Source organism: Lichenihabitans sp. PAMC28606 (assembly GCF_020616535.1).
In the GTDB taxonomy this organism is placed as follows: Bacteria; Pseudomonadota; Alphaproteobacteria; order Rhizobiales; family Beijerinckiaceae; genus Lichenihabitans; species Lichenihabitans psoromatis.
In genome coordinates, this window is the sequence record NZ_CP085136.1 from 3,319,338 (window position 1) to 3,344,729 (window position 25,392).

Consider the following 25,392-nt stretch of genomic DNA (forward strand, 5'->3'; position numbering starts at 1 on the left):
ACCACTTCTTCCCACAAAGGAACGCCATCATGTCCGCCTCACCCGGCAAAAGCCTCCTGCTGCGCGTCAATACCGCCGGCTCCACCTTCGTGACCGCAGGCGGCCTGCGGACCAAGCAAATCAAGCGAGCGGTCGGCAAAGTCGATGTCACGAGCGCCGACTCGGCCGGTCGCTGGCAGGAACTGCTGCCCGGCGCGGCCGTCCAATCTTTGGCTTTTTCGGCCAGCGATTTCGTGTGGTTGAACGATACGGCCTATCAGGCCTTCCGGACGGCGTTCGACAGCGGCGTGATGCTGGTCTGCCAGATCGTCTATCCAGGGGCTGGCTATTATCAGGGCAATTTCGTCATCACGCAGCTCGACGAACAAGCGCCTTTCGACAAGGAAATCACATCCTCCCTGACGATCGAAAGCTCGCAAACCCCCGTATGGTCGGCCGGAGCACCGGCATGATCCGGGCCGCCGCTTCCTCCCGTCCCGATCGCCGGGGCCTGATCAACCCACTCAGCGGGGAGTTCCAGACGTCGATCGACGGCAGCATGTGTCGCTTCGACACGCGGCTCGCAACCATTGCGGCCATCGAAACCGCATGCGGCGACCGCGCCATCGTCGAGGTGCTGAACGGGGTCATTCTCGGGCGCCGTGCCAAGGATCAGATCGCCGTCATCGCGGCCGCGCTGGTGGCTGTCGAGCCGGGCCGTGACGACGCAGAGGAGCGTGCCGCACGCGCCACGGTGAATGAAGCGGAGGCGTTCGTCCTGGCGCTGGTTTTCGCGCTCGGCTTTTCGATCGCGTCCTCGCAAACGGAGGCGCGTGCGGATGGCCGCCCTTTGGACGGGCCGAGCGCTGGCGCCAATGGCGAGAGTTCGCGCTCGGCTGCTTGAAGTGGCGTGAGGTGGACTTCTGGGCCTGTTCCTGGGTCGGTTTCACCGACGCCTGGAATGGACATCACCGCTTCGTTCTCGGGCTCGATCCGGACCAGCAGCCGGTCGGCGCCGCCGAAGCGAGGCGCCTCGAGCAGCGCCTGAGACAATGGCAGCAGACCGGCATCTGGGAGGACCACCATGGCTGAGACCGCAGGCGAACTCACGTTCAAATTCGGCGCCGATTTCTCTGGCTTCTCGCGGGCGACCGACAGCGCGGGGCATCAACTCGACGTTTTGGCGAAAGCGACAGGCCGTCTTCAGAGTGCTGCGGCCTCGCCGCTTCGACAGGCGATGCCCCTCGGCCTCATGCCCACTCTGGTGACGGGAGCTCGAGCGATGGCGCCTCCTGCCACCGACAGCGACGATACGGCGAGCGACAAAGAGCTTAGCCGTCTTGCGGACCAGCTTGCGCTGCTCAAGACGACGGGCGCAGCGCATGACGCCATAGCGCTCAAAATGAAAACCGAAGTCGAGCAAGCCAAGCTTGGGGCAGACGCGACCGGGGGACAAAAGCAAGCCGTGGCGGCTCTCGTCGGCCAGATCGATGCGGCCAAGACGGCGCAGAGCTCTCTCAAGCGCGAGCAATCCGCCACGAACGAGGCCTGGAGCTATGGGGCCGATCAAGCCGAGCGCGCGATCGAAGGTGTGCTGCTTTATGGCGGACGGTTGCAGGATGTCGGGCGATCACTGCTCACGAGCGTCTCGCGCCAGGGGCTTCAGGGCGCTTTGACGGGGTCGGGCTCGCTCGCGGGTTTGTTCGGGACCCTGGGGACGGGTGGACAGACCGGCGGCCTCTTCGGTGCGATCCAGTCATTGTTCGGAAGCGGCGTCGGCAACGCAAGCGGTTCGGGTCTGTCTGGCTTCTCCGGTCTCTACGCAAACGGTGGCAGCATCGGCGCTGGCCAATGGGGAATCGCTGGAGAGAAGGGCGCCGAGGTCGTGGCCGGCCCCGCCACCATCGTGCCTTGGACCAAAATCCCGACCGCCCGGACTGCAATCGGTCCGGCGCCGTCGCATCAAACCATCACCTTCAATGTCTCGACCCCCGACGCGCCGTCCTTCGCGCGATCGGAAGCCCAGATGGCATCGTTGCTGTCCCGCGCGGTCGGTCGTGGCCAACGGAACGCATGATGACGAGCTTCAACGAACGTCTATTTCCGACCGATGTCGCGCTCGGAGCCAAGGGTGGTCCCGAGCGACGGACCGATGTGGTCACGCTGCGCTCGGGCGGCGAGCAACGCAACGCGATCTGGGCGGAGTCAAAGCGCAAATATCAAGCGGGCTATGGGGTCAAATCCTTCGCTCAATTGGAGGCCGTCCTGGCCTTTTTCGAAGCGCAGCGCGGGCGCCTCTATGGTTTTCGCTGGAGGGACCGTTTCGACTTTCGATCCTGCGCGTCGCCGGCACTGCCGATGCCGACCGATCAGCCGGTCGGGATCGGCGATGGAGCCACCGCTGTGTGGCAATTGACAAAGACCTATGGGGCTGGAGCCACCCCTTACGTTCGTCAGATCCGAAAGCCGGTCGCCGGGTCTGTTGCGGTTGCGGTCGATGGACTTGCGGTTTCGGCAGTCTCCGTTGACGCAACGACCGGTCTCTTGACGTTCATGCCCGGATCCGTCCCGAAAAGCGGCGCCCTCATCACGGCAGGCTTCAGCTTCGATGTGCCGGTGCGTTTCGACACCGATTATCTCGAGGTTGACCTCTCGCATTTCGAGGCGGGTCAGATGCCTAACATCCCCATCGTCGAAATCAGGGTCTAGCATGAAGACTGTTCCTCCGGCGCTGGCGGCCCATCTGGCCACCGGCGCGACGACGCTCGCCTACTGCTGGCGGCTGACGCGGCGCGACGGCGTGGTGCTGGGCTTCACCGAGCATGATCGCGACCTCGTCTATGCGGGCACGACCTTCTCGGCCGCGTCTGGCTTCACGGCCTCGCAGATCCAGCAATCGCTCGACCTGTCGATCGACAATCTCAACGCGGCGGGTGCGCTGTCCTCGGCCGACCTGACCGAGACAGACATTCTGGCCGGCCGCTACGACGACGCCGACGTCGAGCTCTTCTGGGTCAATTTAGCCGACCCGAGCCAGGGCCTCACGATCGCGGTCGGCAACCTCGGCGAGGTGACGCGGGCCGGCATCGCCTTTTCGGCCGAGTTCCGCTCCATCGCCAACCGGCTCAACCAGAAGATCGGCACCACCTGTGAACGGTTCTGCTCGGCGCGTCTCGGCGATACCCGCTGCGGCATCGATCTTGGTGCGAGCGCCTTTCACGGCACCGCGACGGCCGCGACGGCCGGGCAGATCACCGAAGTATCCGTCACCGGGCTCGCAGCCTTTGCGGCCGACTGGTTCACCTTCGGCACGCTGTCGTTCACGACCGGCGCCAACACCGGCCTGCTGCTCGACGTGAAGGCGCATCTCCGCACCGCCGGCATCGACATCCTGCAGCTGTGGACGCCGACGCCCTTCGCGGTCGCGATCGGCGATATCGCGACCGTCACGGCCGGGTGCCGCAAGACCCTGTCGGTCTGCCGAACCAAATTCGGCAACATTCCCAACTTCCGGGGCTATCCGTATATTCCGGGCTCGGATGTCATCACCCGCTACGCCGTCCAGGGCGCGCTCAACGCGTCCGGCGGCTCACTCTTCGCAGGCTCGTGATGCTGACCCGATCCGACATCGTCGCGGCGGCGCGTCGCTACATCGGCACGCCCTATCATCATCAAGGCGCGCTGGCCGGGGCAGGGTGCGATTGCCTGGGCCTCGTGCGCGGCATCTGGCGCGACCTCTATGGCGCGGAGCCGGAACAGCCGCCGGTCTATACGCCCGATTGGGGCGAGGTCGGCGGCGACGAACATATCCTGGCGGCGGCGGGGCGGCACATGCTGGGCCGGCCGGTGAGCGAGGCCGAGCCCGGCGACGTGCTGGTGTTCCGGCTGCGGCGCGGCGCCATCGCCAAACATATCGCGGTTCTCTCGGCCGCCTCGCAACCCGACGGCAGCGGCGGCCGCATCATCCACGCGCAATCGAACGATCAGGTCCGCGAGGTGGTGCTGACGCCCTGGTGGCGCCGCCATGCCGTCGCGGCCTTCATGTTCCCCGGAGCACAAGCCTGATGGCGACCCTGGTTCTTCGCGCCGCCGGCGCCGCTGTCGGTACCGCCCTCGGTGGCCCGGTCGGCGGCCTCATCGGTGGGGCGCTCGGCACCGTGAGCGGCGCGGTGGTGGATTCGCTGCTCATCAACGCCCTGACGCCGCGCCGCTCCAACCCGCAACTCTCCTCGCTCGCGGTCACCAATTCGGCCGAGAACACCACGCTGCATAAGCTCTGGGGCCGCATGCGCCTCGGCGGCAACGTTATCTGGTGCACGCAATTCAGCGTCGGCTACAGCCATGTCGCGGCCGCGTCCGGCAAGGGCAGCCTGCTCACCCCCAAGACCAAGGTGACGCATGACAGCCTGTCGTTCGCGGTGGCGTTTTGCGAGGGCGGCGACAATGTCTCGCTCGGCCGGGTCTGGGCCGACGGCAACCTGCTCGACATGAGCAAATATCCACACCGCTTCTACAACGGGTCCGAGAGCCAGGAACCCGACAGCCTGATCGAGAGCATTGAGGGCGCCGGCCGCGTGCCGGCCTATCGCGGCACCTGCTATCTCGTCTTCGACACGATGGTGCTCGACGACTTCGGCAACCGCATGCCGCAGATCACGGCCGAGATCATCCGTCGCCCCGACATGATCGACGGCGACGATGTGGTCAGCCAGTTGAAGGCCGTATGCCTGCTGCCGGGCGCCGGCGAATTCGTGCTTGGCACGCTCGAATATCAATCCTCCGACGGCTTCGGCACTTGGTATCCCGAGAACCAGCATCAGAAGACCGGCCTGCCGGATTTCTACGGCTCGATGGACGAGCTCGCGGCCGCGCTGCCGGGTCGGCAGGCCATCAGCCTCGTCGTGTCCTGGTTCGGCACGGATCTGCGGGCCGGCACCTGCCAGATCGTGCCGAAGGTCGAGACGCGGCAGAAGACCGTCAAGCCGGCCGATTGGACCGTTTCGACCTATACCCGCGCCACCGCGCCGCTGGTCAGCCAGATCGACACCTCGGCCTTCGACCCGAACGGCACCGGGCTCGGCACCTCGCCGGCCTTTGGCGGCACGCCGTCCGACGACACCGTCACGCAAGCCATCCGCTACATGAACCAGGAGGGCATCCGCGTGATGTTCTACCCGTTCATCATGCTGGACGTGCCGGCCGGTAACCGCCTGCCCGATCCGCATGGCGGGGCCGAGCAGGCGGCCTTTCCCTGGCGCGGCCGCATCACCTGCTTTCCCGGGCCGGGGCAGGCGGGCTCGGCCGACAAGACCAGCGCGGCCGCGACGCAAGTCGCCGCCTTTTTCGCGCAATACACGCCGATGGTGCTGCATTACGCCAGCCTCACGGTTGCGGCCGGCGGGGTCGACGCCTTCGTGATCGGCTCCGAACTCGTCGGCCTGACACAGGTGCGGGCCGGGGACGGCAGCTATCCGGCCGTGGCGGCTTTGAAAGCCTTGGCGGGTCAGGTCAAGGCGATCGTCGGTTCGGCCTGCCGGGTCGGCTATGCGGCGGATTGGTCGGAATATCACTCCCACCGCCCGGCCGATGGCTCGGACGACGTGATCTTCAACATGGACCCGCTGTGGTCCGATCCCGCCATCGACTTCATCGGCATCGACAATTACCTGCCGCTCAGCGATTGGCGCGACGGATCGGCGAACCTCGACGCTTCCGTGAACGGCGGGCTCGATGGCGGCCCGACCACGATCTATGACAAGGCCTATCTCGGCCGCAACGTCGAGGGCGGCGAGGATTACGACTGGTATTATGCCAGCCCGGCCGACCGGGTGGCGCAACGCCGCTCGCCGATCACCGATGGCGCTTATGGCGAACCGTGGGTGTTCCGGCAAAAGGATATCCGCGCCTGGTGGTCGACCGCCCATCACGACCGGCCGGGCGGCGTGCGGGCCGCCGCGAGCACCGCCTATGCGCCGCAGGGCAAGCCGATCTGGTTCACCGAATTCGGCTGCCCGGCGATCGACAAGGGCAGCAACCAGCCGAATGTCTTCTACGATCCCAAATCGTCGGAGAGCGACCTGCCGTATTTTTCGCTCGGCTCGAAGGATGATGCGATCCAGCGCACCTATCTCGAGGTGACGCTGAGCTACTGGCGCGATCATGCGCCGATCTCGATCCTGTACGGCCGGCCCATGGTCGAGGCCGCCAATATGTTCGCCTGGGCCTGGGACGCGCGGCCCTATCCGGACTTTCCGGGCCTCACCGGCGTCTGGCACGACACGCCGAATTACGAACTCGGCCATTGGTTGACCGGGCGGCTTGAAGCCGTGCCGCTCAAATGGATCATCGCCGAACTCTGCGCCGCCGTCGGCGTCACCGCCTTCGATACCTCGCGGCTGCTCAGCGCCTCGACCCTGGTGCCGGGCTATGCGACAGACGCGCTGGCGAGCCCGCGCGACATTCTCGCCGGGCTGATGGACGCCTTCCAGTTCGATGCCTGCGAGAGCGGCGGGGTCGTGCGGTTCTTCGCGCGCGGCAACGTGCAGCCGGTGGCGCTGACCGAGGCCGATCTCGTGGTCGATGGCGACACCGACCCCGGTTATCATCTGGTGCGGACGCCAGAGACCGATCTGCCCGGCGCGGTGCGGATCAGCTTCGCCGACCCGTTCCGCAATTATGCCACCGGCGCGGTCGAGGCGCGCAAGCCGAATGGCAGCAGCCAGACTGTCGCGACGGTCTCGACGGCGGCGGCGCTCGACCAGACCTATGCGGCCGAGGTCGCCATGACGATCCTGCAGCAGACCTGGTCGGCGCGCGAAACCGCCTCGATCAAGCTGCCGCCGAGCGCCGTGGCGATCGACCCCGGCGATGCCGTGACGCTGACGATCGACGGCGTGACGCTGCCGTTCCGGGTCAAGCAGGTCGAGACCTCGACCTATCGCAGCCTGGAGTTGATCGGCTTCGACCCCTCCTTGCTCAAGGTGGCGCTGTCGCCAGACTATGCGCTCGGCGGCGCGACGCCGGGCGCCTTCGGGCCGCCGATCGTCGAGATCATGGATCTGCCGCTCGTGACCGGGCAGGAGGATCAGCCCTGGGCGCCGCGCATCGCGGCTTTTGCCTCGCCCTGGAGCGGGACGGATATCTACCGCCAGAACGGGGCCGGGGGGTTCGACATCGTCACCACGGTCGATACACCGTCGGTCATGGGCGTGCTGACCGGGCCGCTCTATGCCGGCCCCGCCGGCCGCTGGGATCGCGGCAACACGCTATCGGTGCGGTTCTTCTCGGCGGCCGGCCTGCTGTCCTTGACCGACGCGCAGGTGCTGGCCGGTGGCGGCGCACTGGCGGTCAAGAATGATGCGACCGGGCAATGGGAGGTGGTGCAATATGCGGTCGCCACGCTCACCGGGGTCAACAGCTACAACCTGACCCGGCTGTTGCGCGGCCAACTCGGCACCGAGGCCGCCATGGCGGCGCCAAGTGGCGCGCCGATGCCGGCCGGCGCGCGCGTCGTGATGCTGGATCAGAACAGGTTCGGGGTGCTGACCACCAGCCTCGACAATCGCGCCATGGCGCAGACTTTGCGCTACGGCCCGAGCAGCGGCACCGCCGCCGACACCACTTTCACGACCATCACGGTCCAACCGCAGGGGATCGGGCTGCGACCCTGGTCGGTCAGCCAGATCGCCGCCGCGCGGCAGCCGTCCGGCGACGTCGTCGTCACCTGGGTCCGGCGCACCCGCTTCGGCGGCGATAGCTGGGATCCCGACGTGGTGCCGTTGAACGAGGACAGCGAGAGCTACGATCTCGCGATCCTCGCGACCGACGGCAGCGTCATCCGCAGCGTCACGGCGCTCGGTGGGCCGACCTGGACCTATGCGGCCGTCGACCAGGTGGCTGATTCCGGCGCGGCGCCGCCCGCCCTCACGATCCGCATCGCCCAACGCAGCGCCCTCTTCGGGCCGGGCCAAACCGCAACCCGACGGGTGACCTTGTGAGCCAGACCCCCAACCTGCATCTGCCGTTTCTCGACGCCAACCAGAACCAGAAGACCGTGACGCATAATGCCGCCCTGAGCATTCTCGATGCTTTGGTCCAATGCGCGATCCGCAGCGCCACCTTGACGGCCCCGCCCGCCGCGCCCGGCGACGGGCAATGCTGGATCGTCGCCAGCGGCGGCACCGGCCTGTGGGCCGGCCACGACCTCAATGTTGCGGCGTGGCAGGACGGCGCCTGGGCCTTCTACCCGCCTGGCCCCGGTACCCTGGCCTATGATGTGGCGACGTCGGTGCCGCTGATCTGGACCGGGTCCGCCTGGGTGCCGCTCGGCAGCGCGCTCGGGCCGCTGCAACTCGCCGCCCTCGGCATCGGCACCGCGCCCGACGTCGGCAACCCGCTGTCGGCGACGCTCAACAATATTCTGCTGAACGCGCTCGGCACCGGATCGAGCGGCAGCGGCGATCTCCGCGTCAAGCTCAACAAGCAGGCGGCCGGCAACACCGCCTCCTTCCTGTTCCAGGATGGTTTCTCGGGCCGGGCCGAGATCGGCCTGACCGGCGACGACGACTTCCACTTCAAGGTCTCGGCCGACGGCTCGACCTTCCGCGACGGGCTCACGATCACGGCCGCGACCGGCGCCCTGACGCCGATCGCCTATGCGGTCGCGGCGCTACCGGCCGGCACGCTCGGCGCCATGATCTTCGTCTTCAACGCCCGCAAGATCGGCGAAGCGGCCGACGCCGGCACCGGCACCATGGCGGTGTTTTCGGGCGGAGCCTGGCGCCGCCTCTCCGACGACAGCGCCGTCGCGGCTTGATCCGGCGGCCCACAACATCCGCCGAGGCTTCCGTCCCGATCCACCATTTTGAGGTTCTTCATGCGATTGTCTCTTTGCCGCGTCAGCCTCGTGCTGACCCTTGTGGCTGCGTGGTCGAGTGTCCCCGCCTATGCCGATTCAATGCCGTTCCAACTCACACCGACATGGCAGAAGATCGCCACGGCGGGCCAGACGGTCGACGTGCAGAACACCAGCGGAGTGGCGGTTCTTGTCTCGACCTCGAGTGGGAGCGCGGTGCCTGCTCTGGCTGTCGGGCAAGTCCTCCTGGGCAATCAGCATCGGCTTTATGTCCTCGCGGCCGATCTCTATGCGCTAAGCTCCGCCGCGACGGGCGGGACCATCGTCGTGACGCCCGGCTTGGCGAGCGCGGGCGGGACCGTGGCTCAGGGTGCGGCCGGCGGAACGGCTTGGCCGACCGCCGATGCACAGAACGCCGCCTTCTCCGATTTTGCGGCTTTGACGGTCGGCGGCCCCCTCGTTGCGGTCGGTCGCTCCGTCGAGGTTATTGCCACGGTGGCCGGGAACGTCACGTTTTCGTTTCTCAACGGCAAGACCAAGATGGTCCCGGTCGCGATCGGCTACCAAGCGTTCGCCTACGCGGTCACGGGTGTCGCGGCCTCGACCGCTACCGCCACGATCAACAATCTCTATTGAGCACCGCAGACCAGCGGCCACGCCGCCTTCCATTCTCTCTCATCATCGCTGGAGCATTTCATGTGGCGTCCTCTTCGCTTGACGACCCGACTGCTCGCGTCTGTGTCCCGGCGGCTCCCGCGCACGATTGTCAAGCCAGTGCGAACGAGGCCCGTCGAGCGTGGACGGCTCGCGCTGGTCGGCCTCGGCACGGCGGCGCTCGCGATCGGCTATCGGCAGGGCGCCTCGGCCGTTCCAAGCAGCCAAACACTGGCGGCCCCGCGTCCCTATTCGGACGGGCCATGGGCACGAGACCTGGTCACCCTGAAGGGTGATGGCAGTGACGAAAGTGTGGCCATCAAGGCCGCGCATGATGCCGCCTTCGCGCTGGGAGCCCGAACCTTGCACTTCGGGCCAGGCACCTACAACGCACCAAGCGCAACCAATCTCGGCAATATCATTTTCATTGGGGAAGGGACTCTGACAGGCGCCTACCGCAAGCAGATCATCCCGGCCGGTACACCGAACCCCTCTATGTTCGATCGCGGCATCCGCCCCGCTTCGCATTTGTCGACATTCATCGCAGCCGCGAACCCCGTGGTCCTGATCCTCGGCGACAGCATCACGACGCCGTCCGATCAGATCGACGCATCGAGCTACATCTCGCGGCGGATTCTCGCCAAGCTGAAACGCGAATATCCGAACAAGACGATCACCTTCCTCGAGCGCGGCATCCCGACCACGGGATGGTCACACCTCGCATCGGCGTCGTCGATCGCAGCCCTCGGCCTTTCGCCCGCCCAGACCGTCAACTTCTGCCCCTGGATGACCGACAGCTCGAAGACGTGGATGAGCTACATCCAGGCGGCGGCGCCGGATCTGATCATCTTCCACTTCGGGGCCAATACCGGCACCCCGAACACCGAGGTCGTGGCGATGTACGCCGCTATGGCGCAGATCGAGACTTTCGCCAAAGTGCCGGATCGCATCCTCATCACGCCAATGGTGCCGACCCTGCAGAACGCAACCTACAACCCGGCTGCCCAACAGGAGGCGCGCGATCAGCAGGCCGCCATCCAGCGCGGCTATGCGTTGCGCCGGAACTTCGGCCTGATCGACAACAACCGCCATTTCAACATGGCGCGCGATGGCCGGGACATCCTGGCGCAGAACTTCAAGCAGGTCGCGACCAACTTCGCGGCCAACACGTCCTGGACCTACACGGCCTCGTCGCACGACTACTACTTACGGTTCCAGCTATCGGCCGCGCAGCTCGGCTATCTCACGGCGACGCCGATCTCGCTCATCCTCGGCATCGGTTCGTGGGCCGACAACAACATCGAGGTCTCGCGCACGGCGGGCGGCAATTTCGCGGTGCTGGTGCGGACCACCGCTTCGACGATCGCGGTGCCGCTGTTCGACACCGGCATCCCGATCCCGGCCTCGGCCACCGGCTATTTTGAACTCTCGATCAAAGGCACCTTCGTGACGCTGGCCTATAGCGCAACGACGGTCAGCCAGGGCAATTTCCAGACGATCCTCTATCAGGGTCATGTCGAGCGGTTCGGCGGCGTCTTTGCGCCGCGCATGGCTTACTCGAACTCGATCACCACCTCGATTTTCGTCAACTCGCTGGCGCTGTCCGAATGGCCGCTGGTCATGCCGACCCTCACGGATGCCGAGATGTATGGCATCGGGGCGGGCTCCTACGGCTCGACCTATGGCGGCAACCTGATCAACCACCCGTCCTCGATCGGGTGCGAGCGCATCTACGGTCCAATGCTGGCCCGTGAGTCTTTCGCGACCTGATCATCCGCTCACGATCGAAACGAACCGCAGCCGCCCTCGGGGCGGCTTTTTGCTGCCCGAAAGGATCTCCGATGACGCTGAGCACAAGCGCGGCCGGCCGCGCGACATTGATGGCGCGGGAAGGATGCCGGCTCACGGCGTATCGCGATAGCGTCGGTGTCCTCACGATCGGGGTTGGGCACACGGGCCGCGCCACGCTGCCCCGCGTCACTGCTGGCATGATGATCTCGCAAACCGACGCGGAAGTCATCTTCGCTTCTGATCTCGCTCCATTCGAGGCGGCCGTCAACAAAGCGATCACGCGGGCCGCGACGCAGAATCAGTTCGACGCGATGGTGAGCCTCGCGTTCAACATCGGCTCGGCTGGCTTTCATGGATCGAGCGTCGTGCGCCGGTTCAATGCCGGCGACCTCGGCGCGGCCGCCGATGCCTTTCTGCTTTGGAACAAGGCTGGCGGACGGGTGGTTGCGGGCCTCGCTAAGCGACGGGCGGCCGAGCGCGCGCAGTTCCTGATAGGTGATCCGACCCAATGCGACGCGGCGTGCCCTCCCGCGTCGCTGCTCAAGCGGCTCTGGCTGGTGTTGCTGACGCTTCATATGACGCGGTGACCATCGTCCGCCTAGCGCTCCCCGCCCGCTTTCATTCCGAAAGGCTGATCAATGTTGTTCTTTCTCGATCTCGTGTTTCCGTTCGCGCTTTTGACAGGCTGGGCGATCGCGTGGTTCGCAGTCATCCACCCGTGGTTGCTCGCCTATCGTTGGACGGCCGGACTAACGGCCGAGATCGATGCTCGCGAATATTCGGCTTTGACGTGGATCCTGCTCCGCCTCAAAGGCTTGCGAACGGCTCTCATGTTGTTCGTGGCATCCTTAATCGGCGGCTTCTGGGACCTGATCCAAACCGTCCTCGGCGTCGATCCGAGCGCGCTTTTGCCGTTTCAGGACACGCTACTGTGGAAAGCGGTGCTGCAGGATGACATCGCCATCAAAGCCGCGGGTCTGGCCGCCTTTGCGTCCGCGCTTCTGGTTCTGCATGGGAAACTGAAGGACGTGAGGACGGTTCCGCGCACCGATCCCGCCCCATCCGTCGCAATCTCTACCGAGGCGCGGTAATGCTGACCTCCATTCTGAGCTGGCTTTCCGGCGGGCTTTTGACGTCGGTTCTTCAACCGGTCTTCGCTTGGCTCGGCAAGAGGCAGGACGTGACGCTCGAGGGATTCAAAGCCGCTGCCGGCGAGGATGCGGCGGCCTACACGGCATGGCTCGATTTTGAGAAGACGGTCTATACGGCACGGCTCGCTGCCGCGTCATGGTGGGGACCGAAGCTCCTCTGCATGTTGGTTGGCGTCCCAGCCTGCCTTCATGTCGGGATGATCTTCCTCGATAGCACCTTCACGTTTGGCATGGGCCATTATGGCTCGCTGGGCATAGCCAAGCTGCCGCCGGATTATTTCGATTACGAAAAGATCGTGGTCGATTTCGTCTTTGGCGTCTCGATCGTTGGACCGATGGCGTCCAGCGTATCCTCTTGGCTGCATCGAGCTTGACCTTCAGTCCGCGTGTCTCGGAGACCATCGATCATGACCGACAGCCTGAAGCAGCCCCATAGCGCCGAGGGCCAGATCACCGAGTTGCGGACCCGTGTGCTCGGCGTCGAGAACGGGATGCTGCGTATCGAGAGCATGGTGGCCGGCCTCGGTGCCAAATTCGACGCCAAATCGCAGACCCCATGGGCCGTCATCTGGAGCGCGGCGGGGGTCGTCTTCGCCATGCTGCTCGGAGTCGGGTCACTCGCCTATGCGCCGATCTCGAAGGATCAGGAGCGCGTGTCGTCTCACCTCGAGCGCTTGGCCGAAACGGCCGTCACTGACCGTGATCTCGACAAGCGCCTGGATATCTCTGGCGCGCGGCGGGACGACTGGCAGCGGGGCGCCGAGAAAGCCGTCGAGGCAAATCGACAGCATATCGATAAATTGGATAATGAGGTCGTGCCACGCGGCGAGCACGAAGAGCATTGGCGCGCGGTGGACCGGCAGTTCGCCGACGTTCAAAGACAGGTCGACGAACAAAAGAAGTTTCAGTCGGATCTCTACTCCGCTCGCGACATCATTCGGGATCTCAACGAGCGAACCAAGACCCTAGAATTGCAGGCGCTTCGGACTGCTCCGACCCACTGAGGTCTCGGCAGTCGTGGACAAGCCCGGCCTGCCCAGTGAGGCCCGGCTCTTTCCCGTCTTTGCGTTTTCGGCTGGAAGCGGGCAATCAACGATCGGCGCGTCAAAGCAGCCGAGGCCTATGTCTTCCAGAAGATCGATGTCATCCATCCGGCTCTATCTGCGCGCACTGGCGGTGCTGCGCGCGGATGCGCCGATCGCGATCGTGCTGGTCATCGCCAACATCGCGCTCGCGGGCGCACAATTCGCCGAACCTGTTCTGTTCGGGCGCATCATCGACCGGCTGACGCGGCCGGATGCTCAACATCGCCCGGCCACCTGGGCCGACGTGACGCCGCTCGGGCTCGCTTGGGCCGGCTTCGGCCTCTTCGTCATCGCTTGTTCGGTCGTGGTCGCGCTGCATGCCGATCGCCTGTCGCACCGCAACCGACTTGGCGTGATGGCGCTTTTCTTTGACCATGTTCTGCATCTGCCACTGAGTTTTCATTCCGCAGTTCATTCGGGACGCTTGCTGAAGGTCATGCTCGAAGGGGCCAACGGCATGGCGGGGCTTTGGCTGTCGTTCTTCCGCGACCATTGTGCGGCTCTCGTTGCGCTGGTGGTGTTGATGCCGCTGTCGCTCGTGATCAATTGGCGGCTGGGAAGCCTTCTTATCGGACTCGTGGCGGTCTTCGGTGTCCTGACCGCGCTGGTCCTTCGGCGAACCGAGGGCTTGCAGGGCCGTGTGGAGCGATATCAAACCGACTTCGCCGAACGCGCCGCCGACGCTCTCGGCAATATCCCGGTCATCCAGAGCTTTGCCCGGATCGAATCCGAAACGTCGGCGATGCGGGCCCTCATCGATCGGTTGCTCCAGGCGCAGATGCCTGTTTTGTCCTGGTGGGCGTTTGCGGCGGTCGCGACGCGTGCCTCGGCGACGCTGACGATCCTGTCGATCTTCGCGCTTGGATTATATCTGCATTTCTCCGGGCTCGCGACCGTCGGCGAGATCGTCGCCTTCATGAGCTTCGCCACCATGATGATCGCCCGGCTCGATCAGGTGGTGGCCTTCTTCAACGCACTCCTGATGCAGACACCGAAATTGCGCGACTTCTTCGGCGTGCTCGACACCGAGCCGGTCGTGACGGACCGACTTGGCGCACGCGACCCTGGCCGGCTCACGGGCGAGGTCGTTTTCGACCATGTCGGGTTTACCTATGACGGCAAGCGCGACGTCGTCGCGGATCTCTCCTTCACGGTGGCGCGGGGTGAAACCATCGCGCTCGTCGGGGCGACGGGATCTGGCAAATCCACCACGCTTGGATTACTCCATCGCGTTTTCGATCCAGGGGCCGGGAGGATCACGATCGATGGCATCGATCTTCGCGACATGACGCTCGCGGGTCTGCGCCGCAACATCGGCGTGGTGTTTCAAGAGCCGATGTTATTCGCCCGCTCGATCGACGAGAATATTCGGATCGGCAAACCGGACGCGACGGTTGCAGAGGTCGAGATGGCTCTCGACAAGGCGCAGGCGGCGGATTTTGTCAGCCATCAGCCCGATGGGCTTCAAACGATCATCGGCGAACGTGGCCGATCGCTCTCGGGCGGCGAGCGCCAACGACTGTCGATCGCGCGGGCGTTGGTCAAAGATCCGCCGATCCTGATCTTCGACGAGGCGACGAGCGCGCTCGATCCTGCGACGGAACGGAAAGTCCAAATCGCGCTCCAGGCCGCCACGGCCGAACGCACCACCTTCATCATCGCGCACCGCTTGACCACGATCCGCAACGCCGATCGCATTCTCATGTTCGAGGCGGGACGGATCGTCGAAATCGGCCGCTATGAGGATCTCGTGGCACGCGGGGGCGCCTTCGCCAAGCTTGCGGCAGCCTGACGATACACAGTCACTCGGCGGCGCCGATGCGCGATGCCGCTTCGATCCGCTCCACCATCGCCTTGCGGATCGCGCCATCGAGCATGAGTTCGATTTCGTCGTCCTCCTCGCGCCCGGCCAAGGTGCGGCCGAGCGGCGAGTCGATGAAGATCAATCCCCGTCCAACGTCCTCTGGCCCGTCTGTCAGCAACAAAGAGCGCGGTTTCTTGTCATCGGCGAAGGTCAGCACGATACGGTCGTTCAGCCCTGCGGTGCGCTGCACCGCACTGTTTGTCAGCATGCCGTTTTCGGGTTGATCAAGCGGCAATTCGGCCTGAACGGAAGGCTCGGCCGCCGTGGCGGGGACGGTCGCGATGCGCCGTTCCACAAAAGCGCTGTGGCCAGCACGCTCCTGCCCAGCGGGCCTCGGTTCGATGCCATAGCGCGAAAGGGCAGCCGTGAGATCTGCCAGCGTGCCGTCTGGATCGGCATAGAAGCTCGAGGCGAAGCAACGCCAGAAACGCCAGCCCACCCGCTCCAAAATGCGCTGCCGGCGCATATCCTCGCGCCACCGCTCGGGCCCGTGAAAGCTATCGCCGTCGCATTCCACGGCGAGCCGCCGGCCACCCTCGCCCTCGACCACCATGTCGATCCGGAACCCTAGCGCGCCGACCTGCGGCACCACATGATAACCGAGGCCCAACAGGCGGCTCATGACATCGCGCTCGAACCCTGATTCGCATCGGTCGAGCGGGTCGCCGATGTGCCGAGCCGCGCCGAGTGGCATCGGGTCATCGAAATGCGCCAGGAGCCGTGCTTTCAGGTCAGCCGGATTGAGATCCGCCCGTTCAACCGAGTGCACCAGCACGACCCTGTCCCGCGCGCGCGACATTGCGACGTTGAACCGCTGCTCGTAGCGGCGCATCGTGAGTGCCGTGCGATGGGTCCGGTCCGCCACCATCGACAGAAACATGATGTCGCGTTCGTTGCCTTGGAACGTGGCGCTGTCGCCGCAGAGGATCGCGTGCCGCTGCATCAACTCGGCCCCGAGCCGATCCGACAACAGGCTCCGGACGAGATCGGCCTGATCGCCGCCGATCAGCGAGATCATCCCGATCGTTCGTCGCTCCATGCCCTTGGTTGCGGTTAAGGCGACGATCTCGTCGACGATCACGTCGGCTTCCGCGCGATTGATCTTCCGGGATTTCTCTCGCGTGCCATGCGGGACATAAATTGCGATCAGCGGCGGATCGAGCCGCTCGGTCGCTGCGGGTATCCGCAGCGGCAGCAGCGTTTCGGGATAGAACTGCATCGAAAAGCGGATGATCGGCTCGACGCAGCGGAAATGTTCCTTCAGCATCAATCGTTCGTTCGGAAACACCGCCTGCATCAGCGTGTAGAGGCTTTCGCCAGGCTCCAGAAGGCTCTGGAACGGCAAGCCGCGCAGATAACGTTGGCGCAATTGGTCGATTCGCCCCTGCGAGACGAATGGCGCCATTGGGCTCACCTGTCGGTCGTCGCCGACCACGAGGATCTTCTTGCCCCGTAGAATAGCCGGCAGCTCGGTCACGTCCGACTGCGAGGCTTCGTCGAGGATCACGAGATCGAAGGCCGCGAGATCGGATGGAATCTGCTCGGCGACCCGCCAGGTCGGCATGATCCAGCACGGAACGGCATTGTAGCAGCGCCGCATGGCGTCCTGTGCGGCCCGACGCTGCTGCCCGGCGCCCTTACCGGTGCCTTTCCCGAGCCGCCCGAGCGCGCGAACGAATTCCACGAGAGCGGATTTCACCGAAGGCGAGAGCCGCCGCTCCAGCGTGTAGAAGGTGCGCTCGCGGACGAGCTCCACGAACAAGCGGGCGCAATTGCGTTCATGTTCGGCGCGCTGGTTGGCGAGCGACATGAGCTGCGCGCGTGCATTGATCCGCGCCAGATGAGCGTCGGCGGCTGCAAAGTCCCACGTCTCGCGCCATGCCATGGGGATCAGCGGGTCCGCGTCCGCTCGAGCGGGTTCGTCGCGAAGACGGGCTGCCCATAATGGCGCACCAGCGTCCATGATACCGGTCGTCACGCGGTTGATGGTGGCAAAATCGCTGGCTCGTTCGTGGAAATGCGTCAGGCGCGCCAGGAGCGACCTCCAGGCCGGCCCGATCCGGGTGGCATCGACCGACTCGCGGCCGAGCACATCGGCGAAGAAGCGCCTTGCCATGACGGTTGTCCGCTCCTCGCCCTCGTCGAAGAGCGCCGCGATGCGGACAGCGGTCGACCGTATGGTTTCGAGGCGGACGGCCTCGATGGCTTGGCGAAGCTGGGCCGCAAGCGCTCGCGCCTGCGCCGGGTCGGCCGCGATCGCATCGAAGGCGGGAGCTGTCGACGGCAGGCCAGGCAGGTCACGGAAGGCATCGCGGGCCTGCCTCAGGTGCTGCATCGCTCGTGCTGCGGTCGGCAGTGTTGCGTCGTCGCTGGGTCCGGCGCCGACGTCGGCCGCAAAGGTGCGCCATCGCGCGTCGAGGTCGCGTGCTTGCAGCGCAAGCTCGATCCTTGCCTCCACGTGTCGCCACCCTGTTTCGTCCTCCTCCTTGATGGGCGATCCCCGCAGCCGGATTGAGGCGATGAGCGCCTTGGCTTGCGCCTTTCCGATCGAGAACATCGACCACAGACGATCGCCGCGGACCACACGAGCGATAGCGGCGCGTGCCTCTGCATCGTCGAGAAGCCCGGGCGGCAGGTCGACCGCGTGGGTTGCAAGTCTGGCTCGCGCCGCATCGCAATCGAGCCAGTCGGCGCAGAGTTTCGCGAAGAGGTCGAACCACGGGCCGGACGCACCGACCCCGCGTCCGAGAAGAAAAGGATGCAGCCAATGATCGAGCGGCAGCGCCTCGCGCGAGCGCGCTAAGCCGTCTAGTGCGTCCGCGAGATGTTGGGCCAAGGCGATGTCGCTCATGCCGAGCCGCATCCCGCGCGCCGGTCCTTGCGCGGCTGTCTCGGCAAGTTCGCCGCCGCGTAGCAGCATGGCGTGCCAGCCCGCCACCTCGTCGGCGTTCGGGAGATCGGCGGGCGAGGGCAGCACGGCGCTGCGGTGGTCGATCAGGTCGGCGGCCCGGCGCCGCGCGCCTGAGAGGTCGCGAAGGTCTGCATCCGACAGGACCGTTTCGCTCGCATAGGCGATCGGCCGGTCCGTGAACCAAGCGTATGCCTCGCGCTCACTCGCGATCCTCCGCGCCAGATCGACTGGCGTTTCCTGCCGAGGGCCGATCCGCAACGCCTGTACCGAGGCGATCCGATCGAGGTCGACATCGATCGCGGCGATTCGCTGGCGGAGCTTGACGATTTCGCTTTCGGCCATGGCGATGGCGCGGCGGCGCACATCCGGTCGACTTTCCTCGACGATCGATTGGATTTCGCGGATCGCGCCTTCGACCTGTTGCAGCCCTTGGCGTTCGTTCGCCAGAATGGCGATCGCGAGGGGTCGCACCTTATCGGGCAATTGATCGCGGAGGACCGAGAGCGCCGCTTCTCCGCGTGACACGACCAGAACGCGCTGACCGGTCGCCATGGCGTGGCAGATCAAATTGGCGATCGTATGCGTCTTGCCCGTGCCGGGCGGTCCTTGCACCACGAGCCCGTCGGAGGCCGCGAGGCGGCGAACGATCTCGATCTGGTCGTCGTTGAATGGCTTCGGAAAAAAAACTTCCGTGGCGATGCCGACCGGCTCGTCGGCGGTTTCGGGCAGCAGGCTGTCGCCCAAGATTCCGCTGAGCGGCGTCCAGTCGTCGCTTGTCGTGGCGGATGGCTCGGTGACGATCCGGGTCGACACGCCCTCGATCGACTGCTCGGGATCGCGCGCCACGACGCGGAGGCGGTCGATATCGGCCAAAACCACATGGTTGGTGCGAGGCCGCGCGAACAGCACCCAGCCGGCCTCGATCGTCGGGGCTTGACCCGCCGGGTTGATGGCTTGATCCTCGTCGGCCAGGTAGACGCCGTCGGCATGGAGGCGAGCCGCCGCCGCGATCAGCAACGGCTCGAAAGTCTCCCGCCGGAACGGCGACATCCCTTCATCGGCCGCGACGCGCGCGATCTCGCGGCGGACCACCTCGTCGAGTTGGGCAAGGTTCGGGCAGCCGAGGTCCTCATAGGGCTTGAGATCGACCGTAGCGTCGCCCGTGGTCGGCCGAACGCGCAGCAGGCCACTCGCCGCATCGTCGAGCTCGAGATCGACCCGCCGCTCGATGAAAGGGCGCTCGACGCGGCGACCGGCATGCTGCCAGTGCACGACGCCAATCCCCCACACGATTTCGATCGCGGCCTCGCTGCCGCTCACCTCCATCTGCTGCAGGAGTTTATAAAGCCGCTCATAGAGCACGATTGTTCGCCGCCGCGGCTTTTCCGCTTCCGACCACGACGTCCAGACGGTCGCGATCCATCGCTCGATCTCGGCTTCAGTGGCTTGCAGATCATCGAGCTTCAGAACGAACAAATAGCCCGGCTCGGGCTGTTGTCCGTCGTCTTCTTGCGGCTTGGGGTCGGCCGGAAGAAAGGCGTCGGCGCAAGCGCCAGCCGCGACGCGGGCGAGTCGTCCGGCATCATCCACCGGAATACGGCGCTCGCGAACGACGAGGGGCGGCTTGTTCGGATCGTTCGAGACGGTGATCCAGCCCGAGAGATGGACCGGCGGCAGAGGGGGCGCAAGCCGCTGCAGGCGCTCGATTGCGAGCCAGATCGGCCCATCGTCGTCGTTGCCGTCGTGGCGAACGCCGGGGAGCGCGCGCGTATCGGCCGAGCGGAAGCTGACCGGCTTGCCATCCGCGAGCTTGTATTCGCCGATGTCGAACGCCACCCGTTCATCGAGACGGACAACCTGCTCGACGTAATCCAGCAGGGCGACGAGCTTATCGCGTGTGCTCTTCACGGCATGGGGCGGCGTTGATTCCAGCATCGGCGCCGAAACAAGCCCGGAAACGCCCGCGACGCAAGTGAATGCGGTCAGGTCACGTTCTCATCCCGTGCCTTGTGGATCGGCTTTCTGGTCAGCCGCGCGGCTTGACGCGTGTCGTCGGCGGCGCATGGGCCGGATCGTCCGGCCAGGGATGGCGCGGATAGCGGCCCTTCATCTCGGCTTTGACCGCCGCCCACGAGCCGCGCCAGAAGCCGGGCAGATCCTTGGTGATCTGAATGGGTCGATGCGCCGGCGAGAGCAGATGCAGCGTCAGGGGCATCCGGCCCCGTGCCAGAGCCGGATGCTGCGTCAGACCGAACAACTCCTGAACCCGGATCGCCAAGGCTGGCCCGCCGTCAGCCTCGTAATCGACCGCGACACGCGAGCCCGTCGGCGCCTCGAAATGCGTCGGAGCGTCGAGATCCAGCCGCTGCTGCAGCGCATAGGGCAGGAGGGACTGAAGCGCATTGCCGAGATCGCCTGCCGTAATGGCAGCAAGACTGGTACTGCCCAGAATAAAGGGCGCCAACCAGAGCGCGGCCGTTTCGGTCAAGGCCGCGTCCGAAACATCCGGCCAGGTCTCCGGATCGGCGTCGGCGCGGCGAAGAAACATGATGCGGTCGCGCCATTGCGTCAGCGCCTTCGTCCAGGGCAGACGGGCGATCCCGAGCGTCGCGATCCCGATCGCCAGCGCTTCGGCCGCAGCCTCGTCGGCCTCGACCGGCAAGATGCGCTCTGCCAGCGTCAGTGCCTTGAACCGCGTAACGGCGCGGCGTGCCAAAGCCGCGCGGGCCGGATCGAAGCTGAGGTCGTCCCGCTTTTCCAGCGCATCCCCTGCCAATGTCTCGATTTCTTCCAGCGTCAGTGGGGCGGCTAGCAGGATGCGTGCACCGCCGGCCCGGCCCGCGAGCTCGCCCACGGCGAGCCACGCTTCTCGCGCCAACGAATCGTGTGATTCGAGCGCTGCCGCGCGTCCGTTCGCCATCAGGAACTCGCCGGTGCGACCGCGCGCCTTGGCGATCCGATCCGGGAAGGCCAGCGCCAGCACGACGCCGGGGCTTGGCGGCTCACCGCTTGAGAGCGGCAATGCGGCCGCCCTGAGGGCGGCATCCGCCTGTTGCCGGAACGACCGGGCGAGCCCGCGTGCCGCCTCGGCCCGTGCCGAGCGATCACGCCGCCATCGATCCAGCCTGTCGCCTACGTCGGTCCCGTCACCGCCGAGCGCATGTTCGACCAACAGGGTCGCGACCTCGGCCCCGAGTGCTGCCGCGCCGCGCCGCGCCGCCTCGACCACCATCCGGGCGATCCGCGGCGGGGCCGCCAGCGCCGCCATGCCGCGTCCCCACGGCGTGATGCCGCCTTTCGGATCGATGGCGTCGAGCGCCCGTAACAAAGCTCGGGCTTCGCGCAGAGCCGGGGCAGGCGGCGGGTCGAGCCAGGCCAGCGCCAGCGGATCGCGGGCTCCCCAAAGCGCCAGATCGAGCATCAATCCCGACAGGTCCGCATTGCGGATTTCGGGTGTCGCAAAGGCCGTCAGTGCGCCGGTCGCCGCTTCTTCCCATAATCGATAGCAGACGCCAGGCTCGGTGCGGCCGGCGCGACCGCGCCGCTGGTCGGCTCCGGCGCGCGACACGCGGATGGTTTCGAGCCGCGTGATGCCGAGATCGGGCTCGAAGCGTGGAGCTCGCGCCATGCCGCTATCGACCACGACCCGCACGCCCTCGATGGTCAACGACGTCTCGGCGATCGAGGTCGCCAGCACGATCTTGCGGACACCCGGTGCCGGTGGCGCGATGGCGCGATCCTGGGCGGCGCGGTCCATCGTGCCGAACAGCGGCGCGATCACGATCGAGCGGTCGCGCAAGCGTTCGGCCAGCCGCGCGGCCACGCGCATGATCTCGCCTTGGCCGGGCAAAAACGCCAGGATCGAGCCGGTCTCGTCGCCCACCGCGCGGAGGATCGCCTTAGTAACGGCATCGTCGAGCCTCTCGGCCGGGTCTCGGCCGAGGTAGGTCGTGCTGACCGGAAAGGCGCGGCCCTGGCTTTCGATGACAGGCGCTGCGCCCAGCAAGGCTGCAACGCGGGCGCCGTCGAGCGTTGCTGACATCACAAGGACCCGCAAATCCTCACGCAGGCCCGATTGTGCATCGAGCGCCAAAGCGAGACCGAGGTCTGCGTCGAGCGAACGCTCGTGGTATTCGTCGAAGATCACGGCCGCGACGCCGTCGAGACCGGGGTCGTCGAGGATCATGCGGGTGAAGACGCCCTCGGTCACGACCTCGATCCGAGTCCGGGCCGAGACTCGCGTGTCGAACCGCGCCCGTAAGCCGATCGTCTCGCCGACCTTCTCATCGAGCGATTGCGCCATCCTCTCGGCCGCCGCACGGGCCGCGAGACGGCGCGGTTCCAGAAGGATCAGTTTGGCGTTGCTCGCCCACACCTCCCCCATCAAGGCCAACGGCACACGCGTGGTTTTGCCAGCCCCGGGCGGCGCCACCAGCACCGCTGCCGTGCCGGCCGAGAGCGCCGCACGAAGCTCCGCTAGAACGGCCTCGATCGGAAGGGGTATGTTCACGCGTCCGGGCCTGCCGTTGCGCGGCGCTTCAGCGGGCTGGCTGTTCGGGTTCAGCGGCCGCCATCGCGGTGCGATAGGCTGGCCGGTTGCCGATGCGGTTCACATAGGCGCGAATGTTGGGTCGATCCGACAGGTCGAGCTGCTTGAAGCGCTGCATCGTCGTGAACGGGAACGCCATCATGATGTCGGCGGCGGTGAAATCGACGCCCGCAAAATACGGCACCGCCCCAAGACGTGCCTCGACGAAATCGAGTTGCGCCCGACTTTCGGCATGAACGCGCGACACGATGGGATTATCGTCGGCCTCCGGCATGAGCAGGTCGAGATACCACTCGCGCAGCAATTGCGAGGCGAAGCTGCCCTCGGCGAAATGCAGCCAGAAGAGATAGTCGGCAAAGTTCGGCGCCTCCGGCCCGACCGCCATACGGCCGCCGCTGCGCCGGGTGATGTAATCCACGATAGCACCCGACTCGGCGAGGGTGACGTCGCCATCACGGATGATCGGCGCACGCCCCAGCGGATGCACGCTCTTCAAATGTTCGGGAGCCTTAAGATTCGGTTGGCGGTCGAGGCGCTCGACGCGATAGGGGAGTTCCAACTCCTCCATCAGCCAGATCACGCGCTCGGAACGGGACGTCGACAAGTGATAGATGGTGATCATCGATGAGCTCGCTTCGGGTCGCTGCAAAGGCGCCGTGAGCGGCCGGGGTACAGCCGACTTGGCCGGTCGACAATAAAAAAGCGCCGACATGGTCGGCGCTTTTGCTTTGAATCCCGTCTGAATCGTCGGTCACGCGCGAAAGCGCGTCAGCGCGAGAACTTCTTGTACTTCATGCGGTGCGGAATGAGGCTGTCGACGCCGAGACGGCGCTTCTTGTCCTCTTCGTAGTCGGCGAAGTTGCCCTCGAACCACTCGACGTGGCTATCGCCTTCAAAGGCCAGCATGTGGGTGGCGATGCGGTCGAGGAAGAAGCGATCATGGCTGATGATGACGGCGCACCCGGCATAATCAGTCAACGCGTCTTCGAGCGCCCGAAGCGTCTCGACGTCGAGATCGTTGGTGGGCTCATCGAGCAGCAGTAGGTTCGCGCCCTTCTTGAGCATTTTGGCCAGATGAACGCGGTTGCGCTCCCCGCCCGACAACTGGCCGACCTTCTTCTGCTGGTCCGGCCCCTTGAAGTTGAAGGCGCCCGTATAGGCCCGCGAATTGATCTCGCGTTTGCCGAGATAGATGATCTCGTTGCCTTCGGAAATTTCCTCCCAGACGTTCTTCTTGCCGTCGAGGGCGTCACGCGATTGATCGACGTAACCGAGCTGCACGCTGTCGCCAACCGCGATCTCGCCCTTGTCGGGTTTTTCCTGGCCGGTGATCATCTTGAACAACGTGGTCTTGCCCGCGCCGTTCGGGCCGATCACGCCGACGATGCCGCCGGGCGGCAGCTTGAAGGTGAGATTGTCGATCAGAAGCTTGTCGCCAAATGCCTTCGACAGGCCCGTGAATTCGACGACGTTGTTGCCGAGCCGCTCACCCACCGGAATGACGATCTGGGTCGAGGACGGAATCCGGTCGGCTTGTTTGGTGACGAGATCCTCGTAACGCTGGATACGCGCCTTCGACTTGGCCTGCCGGGCCTTGGGCGACGCGCCCATCCACTCGGCTTCCTGTTCGATCTGCCGTTGACGGGACGCATCCTCGCTCTTCTCCAACGACAGCCGCTTGGCCTTCTGCTTGAGATAGGAGGTATAATTGCCCTCATGCGGGATGCCCCGACCGCGATCGAGCTCGAGAATCCAGCCGGTCACATTGTCGAGGAAGTAGCGATCATGGGTGACGATCAGGATCGCGCCCTCGTAGTTGCGAAGATGCCCCTCCAGCCAGTTCACCGTTTCGGCGTCGAGATGGTTGGTCGGTTCGTCGAGGAGCAGCAGGTCGGGCTTTTCGAGCAGCAATTTGCAAAGCGCCACGCGGCGGCGTTCACCACCCGAGAGCTTGTCGACGGGCCAATCGTCGGGCGGACAGCCGAGCGCGTCCATGGCCTGCTCCACTTGGCTGTCGAGGTCCCACAGGTTCTGGGCTTCGATCTCGTCCTGCAGGCGGGTCATCTCATCCGCCGTCTCGTCCGAATAATTCATCGCGAGGTCGTTGTAGCGATCGAGGATCGACTGCTTGGCCGAGACGCCCAACATGACATTGCCGCGAACGTCGAGGCTGTCGTCGAGTTGCGGCTCCTGCGGCAAATAGCCGACGCGCGCGCCGTCGGCGACGAAGCCGTCACCCTGATATTCGGTGTCGATCCCGGCCATGATCTTGAGCAGCGTCGACTTACCCGACCCATTGATGCCCAACACGCCGATTTTGGCGTCCGGGTAGAAGGAGAGGTGGACGTTGTCCAAAACCTTCTTGCCGGTCGGGTAGGTCTTGGTCAGCCCCTGCATATGATAGATGAATTGATTGGAGGCCATACGTTGTGGTCCGCTCTTCTCGCGTTCGCTCGAGCATGGGCGCCCGCAGCGAAACATGCTCACGATTTCAAAATTCGATCACGTTCGTCGCGTTAGAAATCGATATCGATTCCTTTTCGTCCGATCGCAT

Annotated in this window: 20 protein-coding genes; 16 read left to right on the forward strand and 4 right to left on the reverse strand. The window is 65.4% G+C overall.

Annotated features, from left to right (window positions below; all coding sequences use genetic code 11):
• Positions 1-29 precede the first annotated feature (29 nt).
• The 16 genes from LGH83_RS15640 (at position 30) to LGH83_RS15715 (ending at position 15,306) form a co-directional block, all read left to right on the forward strand.
• On the forward strand, positions 30-452 hold the full coding sequence (locus tag LGH83_RS15640) for a phage tail tube protein (protein WP_227399457.1): 423 nt from the start codon (positions 30-32) through the stop codon (positions 450-452).
• Entirely contained in the window at positions 449-883 is a 435-nt protein-coding gene (locus LGH83_RS15645; protein WP_227399458.1) for a hypothetical protein, read from the forward strand. Before LGH83_RS15640 ends, LGH83_RS15645 begins: the two co-directional genes overlap by 4 nt.
• Positions 880-1,071 carry a hypothetical protein gene (locus LGH83_RS15650; protein WP_227399459.1) on the forward strand — a complete coding sequence of 64 codons (192 nt, stop codon included), beginning with the start codon at positions 880-882 and terminating at the stop codon, positions 1,069-1,071. Before LGH83_RS15645 ends, LGH83_RS15650 begins: the two co-directional genes overlap by 4 nt.
• Positions 1,064-2,056, forward strand: coding sequence for a hypothetical protein (locus LGH83_RS15655; protein WP_227399460.1), 993 nt, complete (start codon positions 1,064-1,066; stop codon positions 2,054-2,056). The genes LGH83_RS15650 and LGH83_RS15655 overlap by 8 nt, the downstream gene beginning before the upstream one ends.
• Positions 2,056-2,688 carry a DUF2460 domain-containing protein gene (locus LGH83_RS15660; RefSeq protein WP_227401873.1) on the forward strand — a complete coding sequence of 211 codons (633 nt, stop codon included), beginning with the start codon at positions 2,056-2,058 and terminating at the stop codon, positions 2,686-2,688. The genes LGH83_RS15655 and LGH83_RS15660 overlap by 1 nt, the downstream gene beginning before the upstream one ends.
• A 1-nt stretch (position 2,689) precedes the next feature.
• A complete protein-coding gene (locus tag LGH83_RS15665; RefSeq protein ID WP_227399461.1) occupies positions 2,690-3,589 on the forward strand; it encodes a DUF2163 domain-containing protein in 900 nt (299 codons plus the stop codon).
• On the forward strand, positions 3,589-4,044 hold the full coding sequence (locus tag LGH83_RS15670; protein ID WP_227399462.1) for an NlpC/P60 family protein: 456 nt from the start codon (positions 3,589-3,591) through the stop codon (positions 4,042-4,044). Before LGH83_RS15665 ends, LGH83_RS15670 begins: the two co-directional genes overlap by 1 nt.
• Positions 4,044-7,976, forward strand: coding sequence for a glycoside hydrolase/phage tail family protein (locus tag LGH83_RS15675; RefSeq protein WP_227399463.1), 3,933 nt, complete (start codon positions 4,044-4,046; stop codon positions 7,974-7,976). Before LGH83_RS15670 ends, LGH83_RS15675 begins: the two co-directional genes overlap by 1 nt.
• Complete coding sequence (locus LGH83_RS15680) at positions 7,973-8,794, forward strand: DUF2793 domain-containing protein (RefSeq protein ID WP_227399464.1); 822 nt, start codon at positions 7,973-7,975, stop codon at positions 8,792-8,794. Before LGH83_RS15675 ends, LGH83_RS15680 begins: the two co-directional genes overlap by 4 nt.
• A 60-nt stretch (positions 8,795-8,854) precedes the next feature.
• Positions 8,855-9,469, forward strand: coding sequence for a hypothetical protein (locus tag LGH83_RS15685; protein ID WP_227399465.1), 615 nt, complete (start codon positions 8,855-8,857; stop codon positions 9,467-9,469).
• 138 nt (positions 9,470-9,607) lie between these two features.
• A complete protein-coding gene (locus tag LGH83_RS15690; protein WP_227399466.1) occupies positions 9,608-11,257 on the forward strand; it encodes an SGNH/GDSL hydrolase family protein in 1,650 nt (549 codons plus the stop codon).
• A 71-nt stretch (positions 11,258-11,328) separates the two neighbouring features.
• Positions 11,329-11,865, forward strand: a complete 537-nt coding sequence (locus LGH83_RS15695; protein WP_227399467.1) for a lysozyme — start codon at positions 11,329-11,331, stop codon at positions 11,863-11,865.
• A gap of 51 nt (positions 11,866-11,916) precedes the next feature.
• A complete protein-coding gene (locus LGH83_RS15700; protein ID WP_227399468.1) occupies positions 11,917-12,369 on the forward strand; it encodes a hypothetical protein in 453 nt (150 codons plus the stop codon).
• Positions 12,369-12,803 carry a hypothetical protein gene (locus LGH83_RS15705; RefSeq protein ID WP_227399469.1) on the forward strand — a complete coding sequence of 145 codons (435 nt, stop codon included), beginning with the start codon at positions 12,369-12,371 and terminating at the stop codon, positions 12,801-12,803. Before LGH83_RS15700 ends, LGH83_RS15705 begins: the two co-directional genes overlap by 1 nt.
• 33 nt (positions 12,804-12,836) lie before the next feature.
• Positions 12,837-13,433 carry a hypothetical protein gene (locus LGH83_RS15710; RefSeq protein WP_227399470.1) on the forward strand — a complete coding sequence of 199 codons (597 nt, stop codon included), beginning with the start codon at positions 12,837-12,839 and terminating at the stop codon, positions 13,431-13,433.
• Positions 13,434-13,569: 136 nt separating this feature from the next.
• A complete protein-coding gene (locus LGH83_RS15715; RefSeq protein WP_227399471.1) occupies positions 13,570-15,306 on the forward strand; it encodes a glucan ABC transporter ATP-binding protein/ permease in 1,737 nt (578 codons plus the stop codon).
• A 10-nt stretch (positions 15,307-15,316) separates the two neighbouring features.
• Here the strand turns inward: LGH83_RS15715 and LGH83_RS15720 are convergent, their stop codons facing one another.
• The 4 genes from LGH83_RS15720 to ettA all read right to left on the reverse strand — a co-directional run bounded on the left by LGH83_RS15720 (position 15,317) and on the right by ettA (position 25,262).
• Complete coding sequence (locus LGH83_RS15720) at positions 15,317-20,224, reverse strand: AAA domain-containing protein (RefSeq protein WP_227399472.1); 4,908 nt, start codon at positions 20,222-20,224, stop codon at positions 15,317-15,319.
• Positions 20,225-20,315: 91 nt separating this feature from the next.
• The gene (gene hrpB / locus LGH83_RS15725; RefSeq protein ID WP_227399473.1) at positions 20,316-22,799 is read right to left on the reverse strand and encodes an ATP-dependent helicase HrpB; all 2,484 of its coding nucleotides are present in this window, start codon (positions 22,797-22,799) and stop codon (positions 20,316-20,318) included.
• A gap of 28 nt (positions 22,800-22,827) precedes the next feature.
• Positions 22,828-23,460 (reverse strand): glutathione S-transferase family protein, encoded by a 633-nt coding sequence (locus LGH83_RS15730; RefSeq protein ID WP_227399474.1) that lies wholly within the window; start codon positions 23,458-23,460, stop codon positions 22,828-22,830.
• A gap of 146 nt (positions 23,461-23,606) precedes the next feature.
• A complete protein-coding gene (ettA, locus tag LGH83_RS15735; protein ID WP_131114316.1) occupies positions 23,607-25,262 on the reverse strand; it encodes an energy-dependent translational throttle protein EttA in 1,656 nt (551 codons plus the stop codon).
• Positions 25,263-25,392 lie beyond the last annotated feature (130 nt).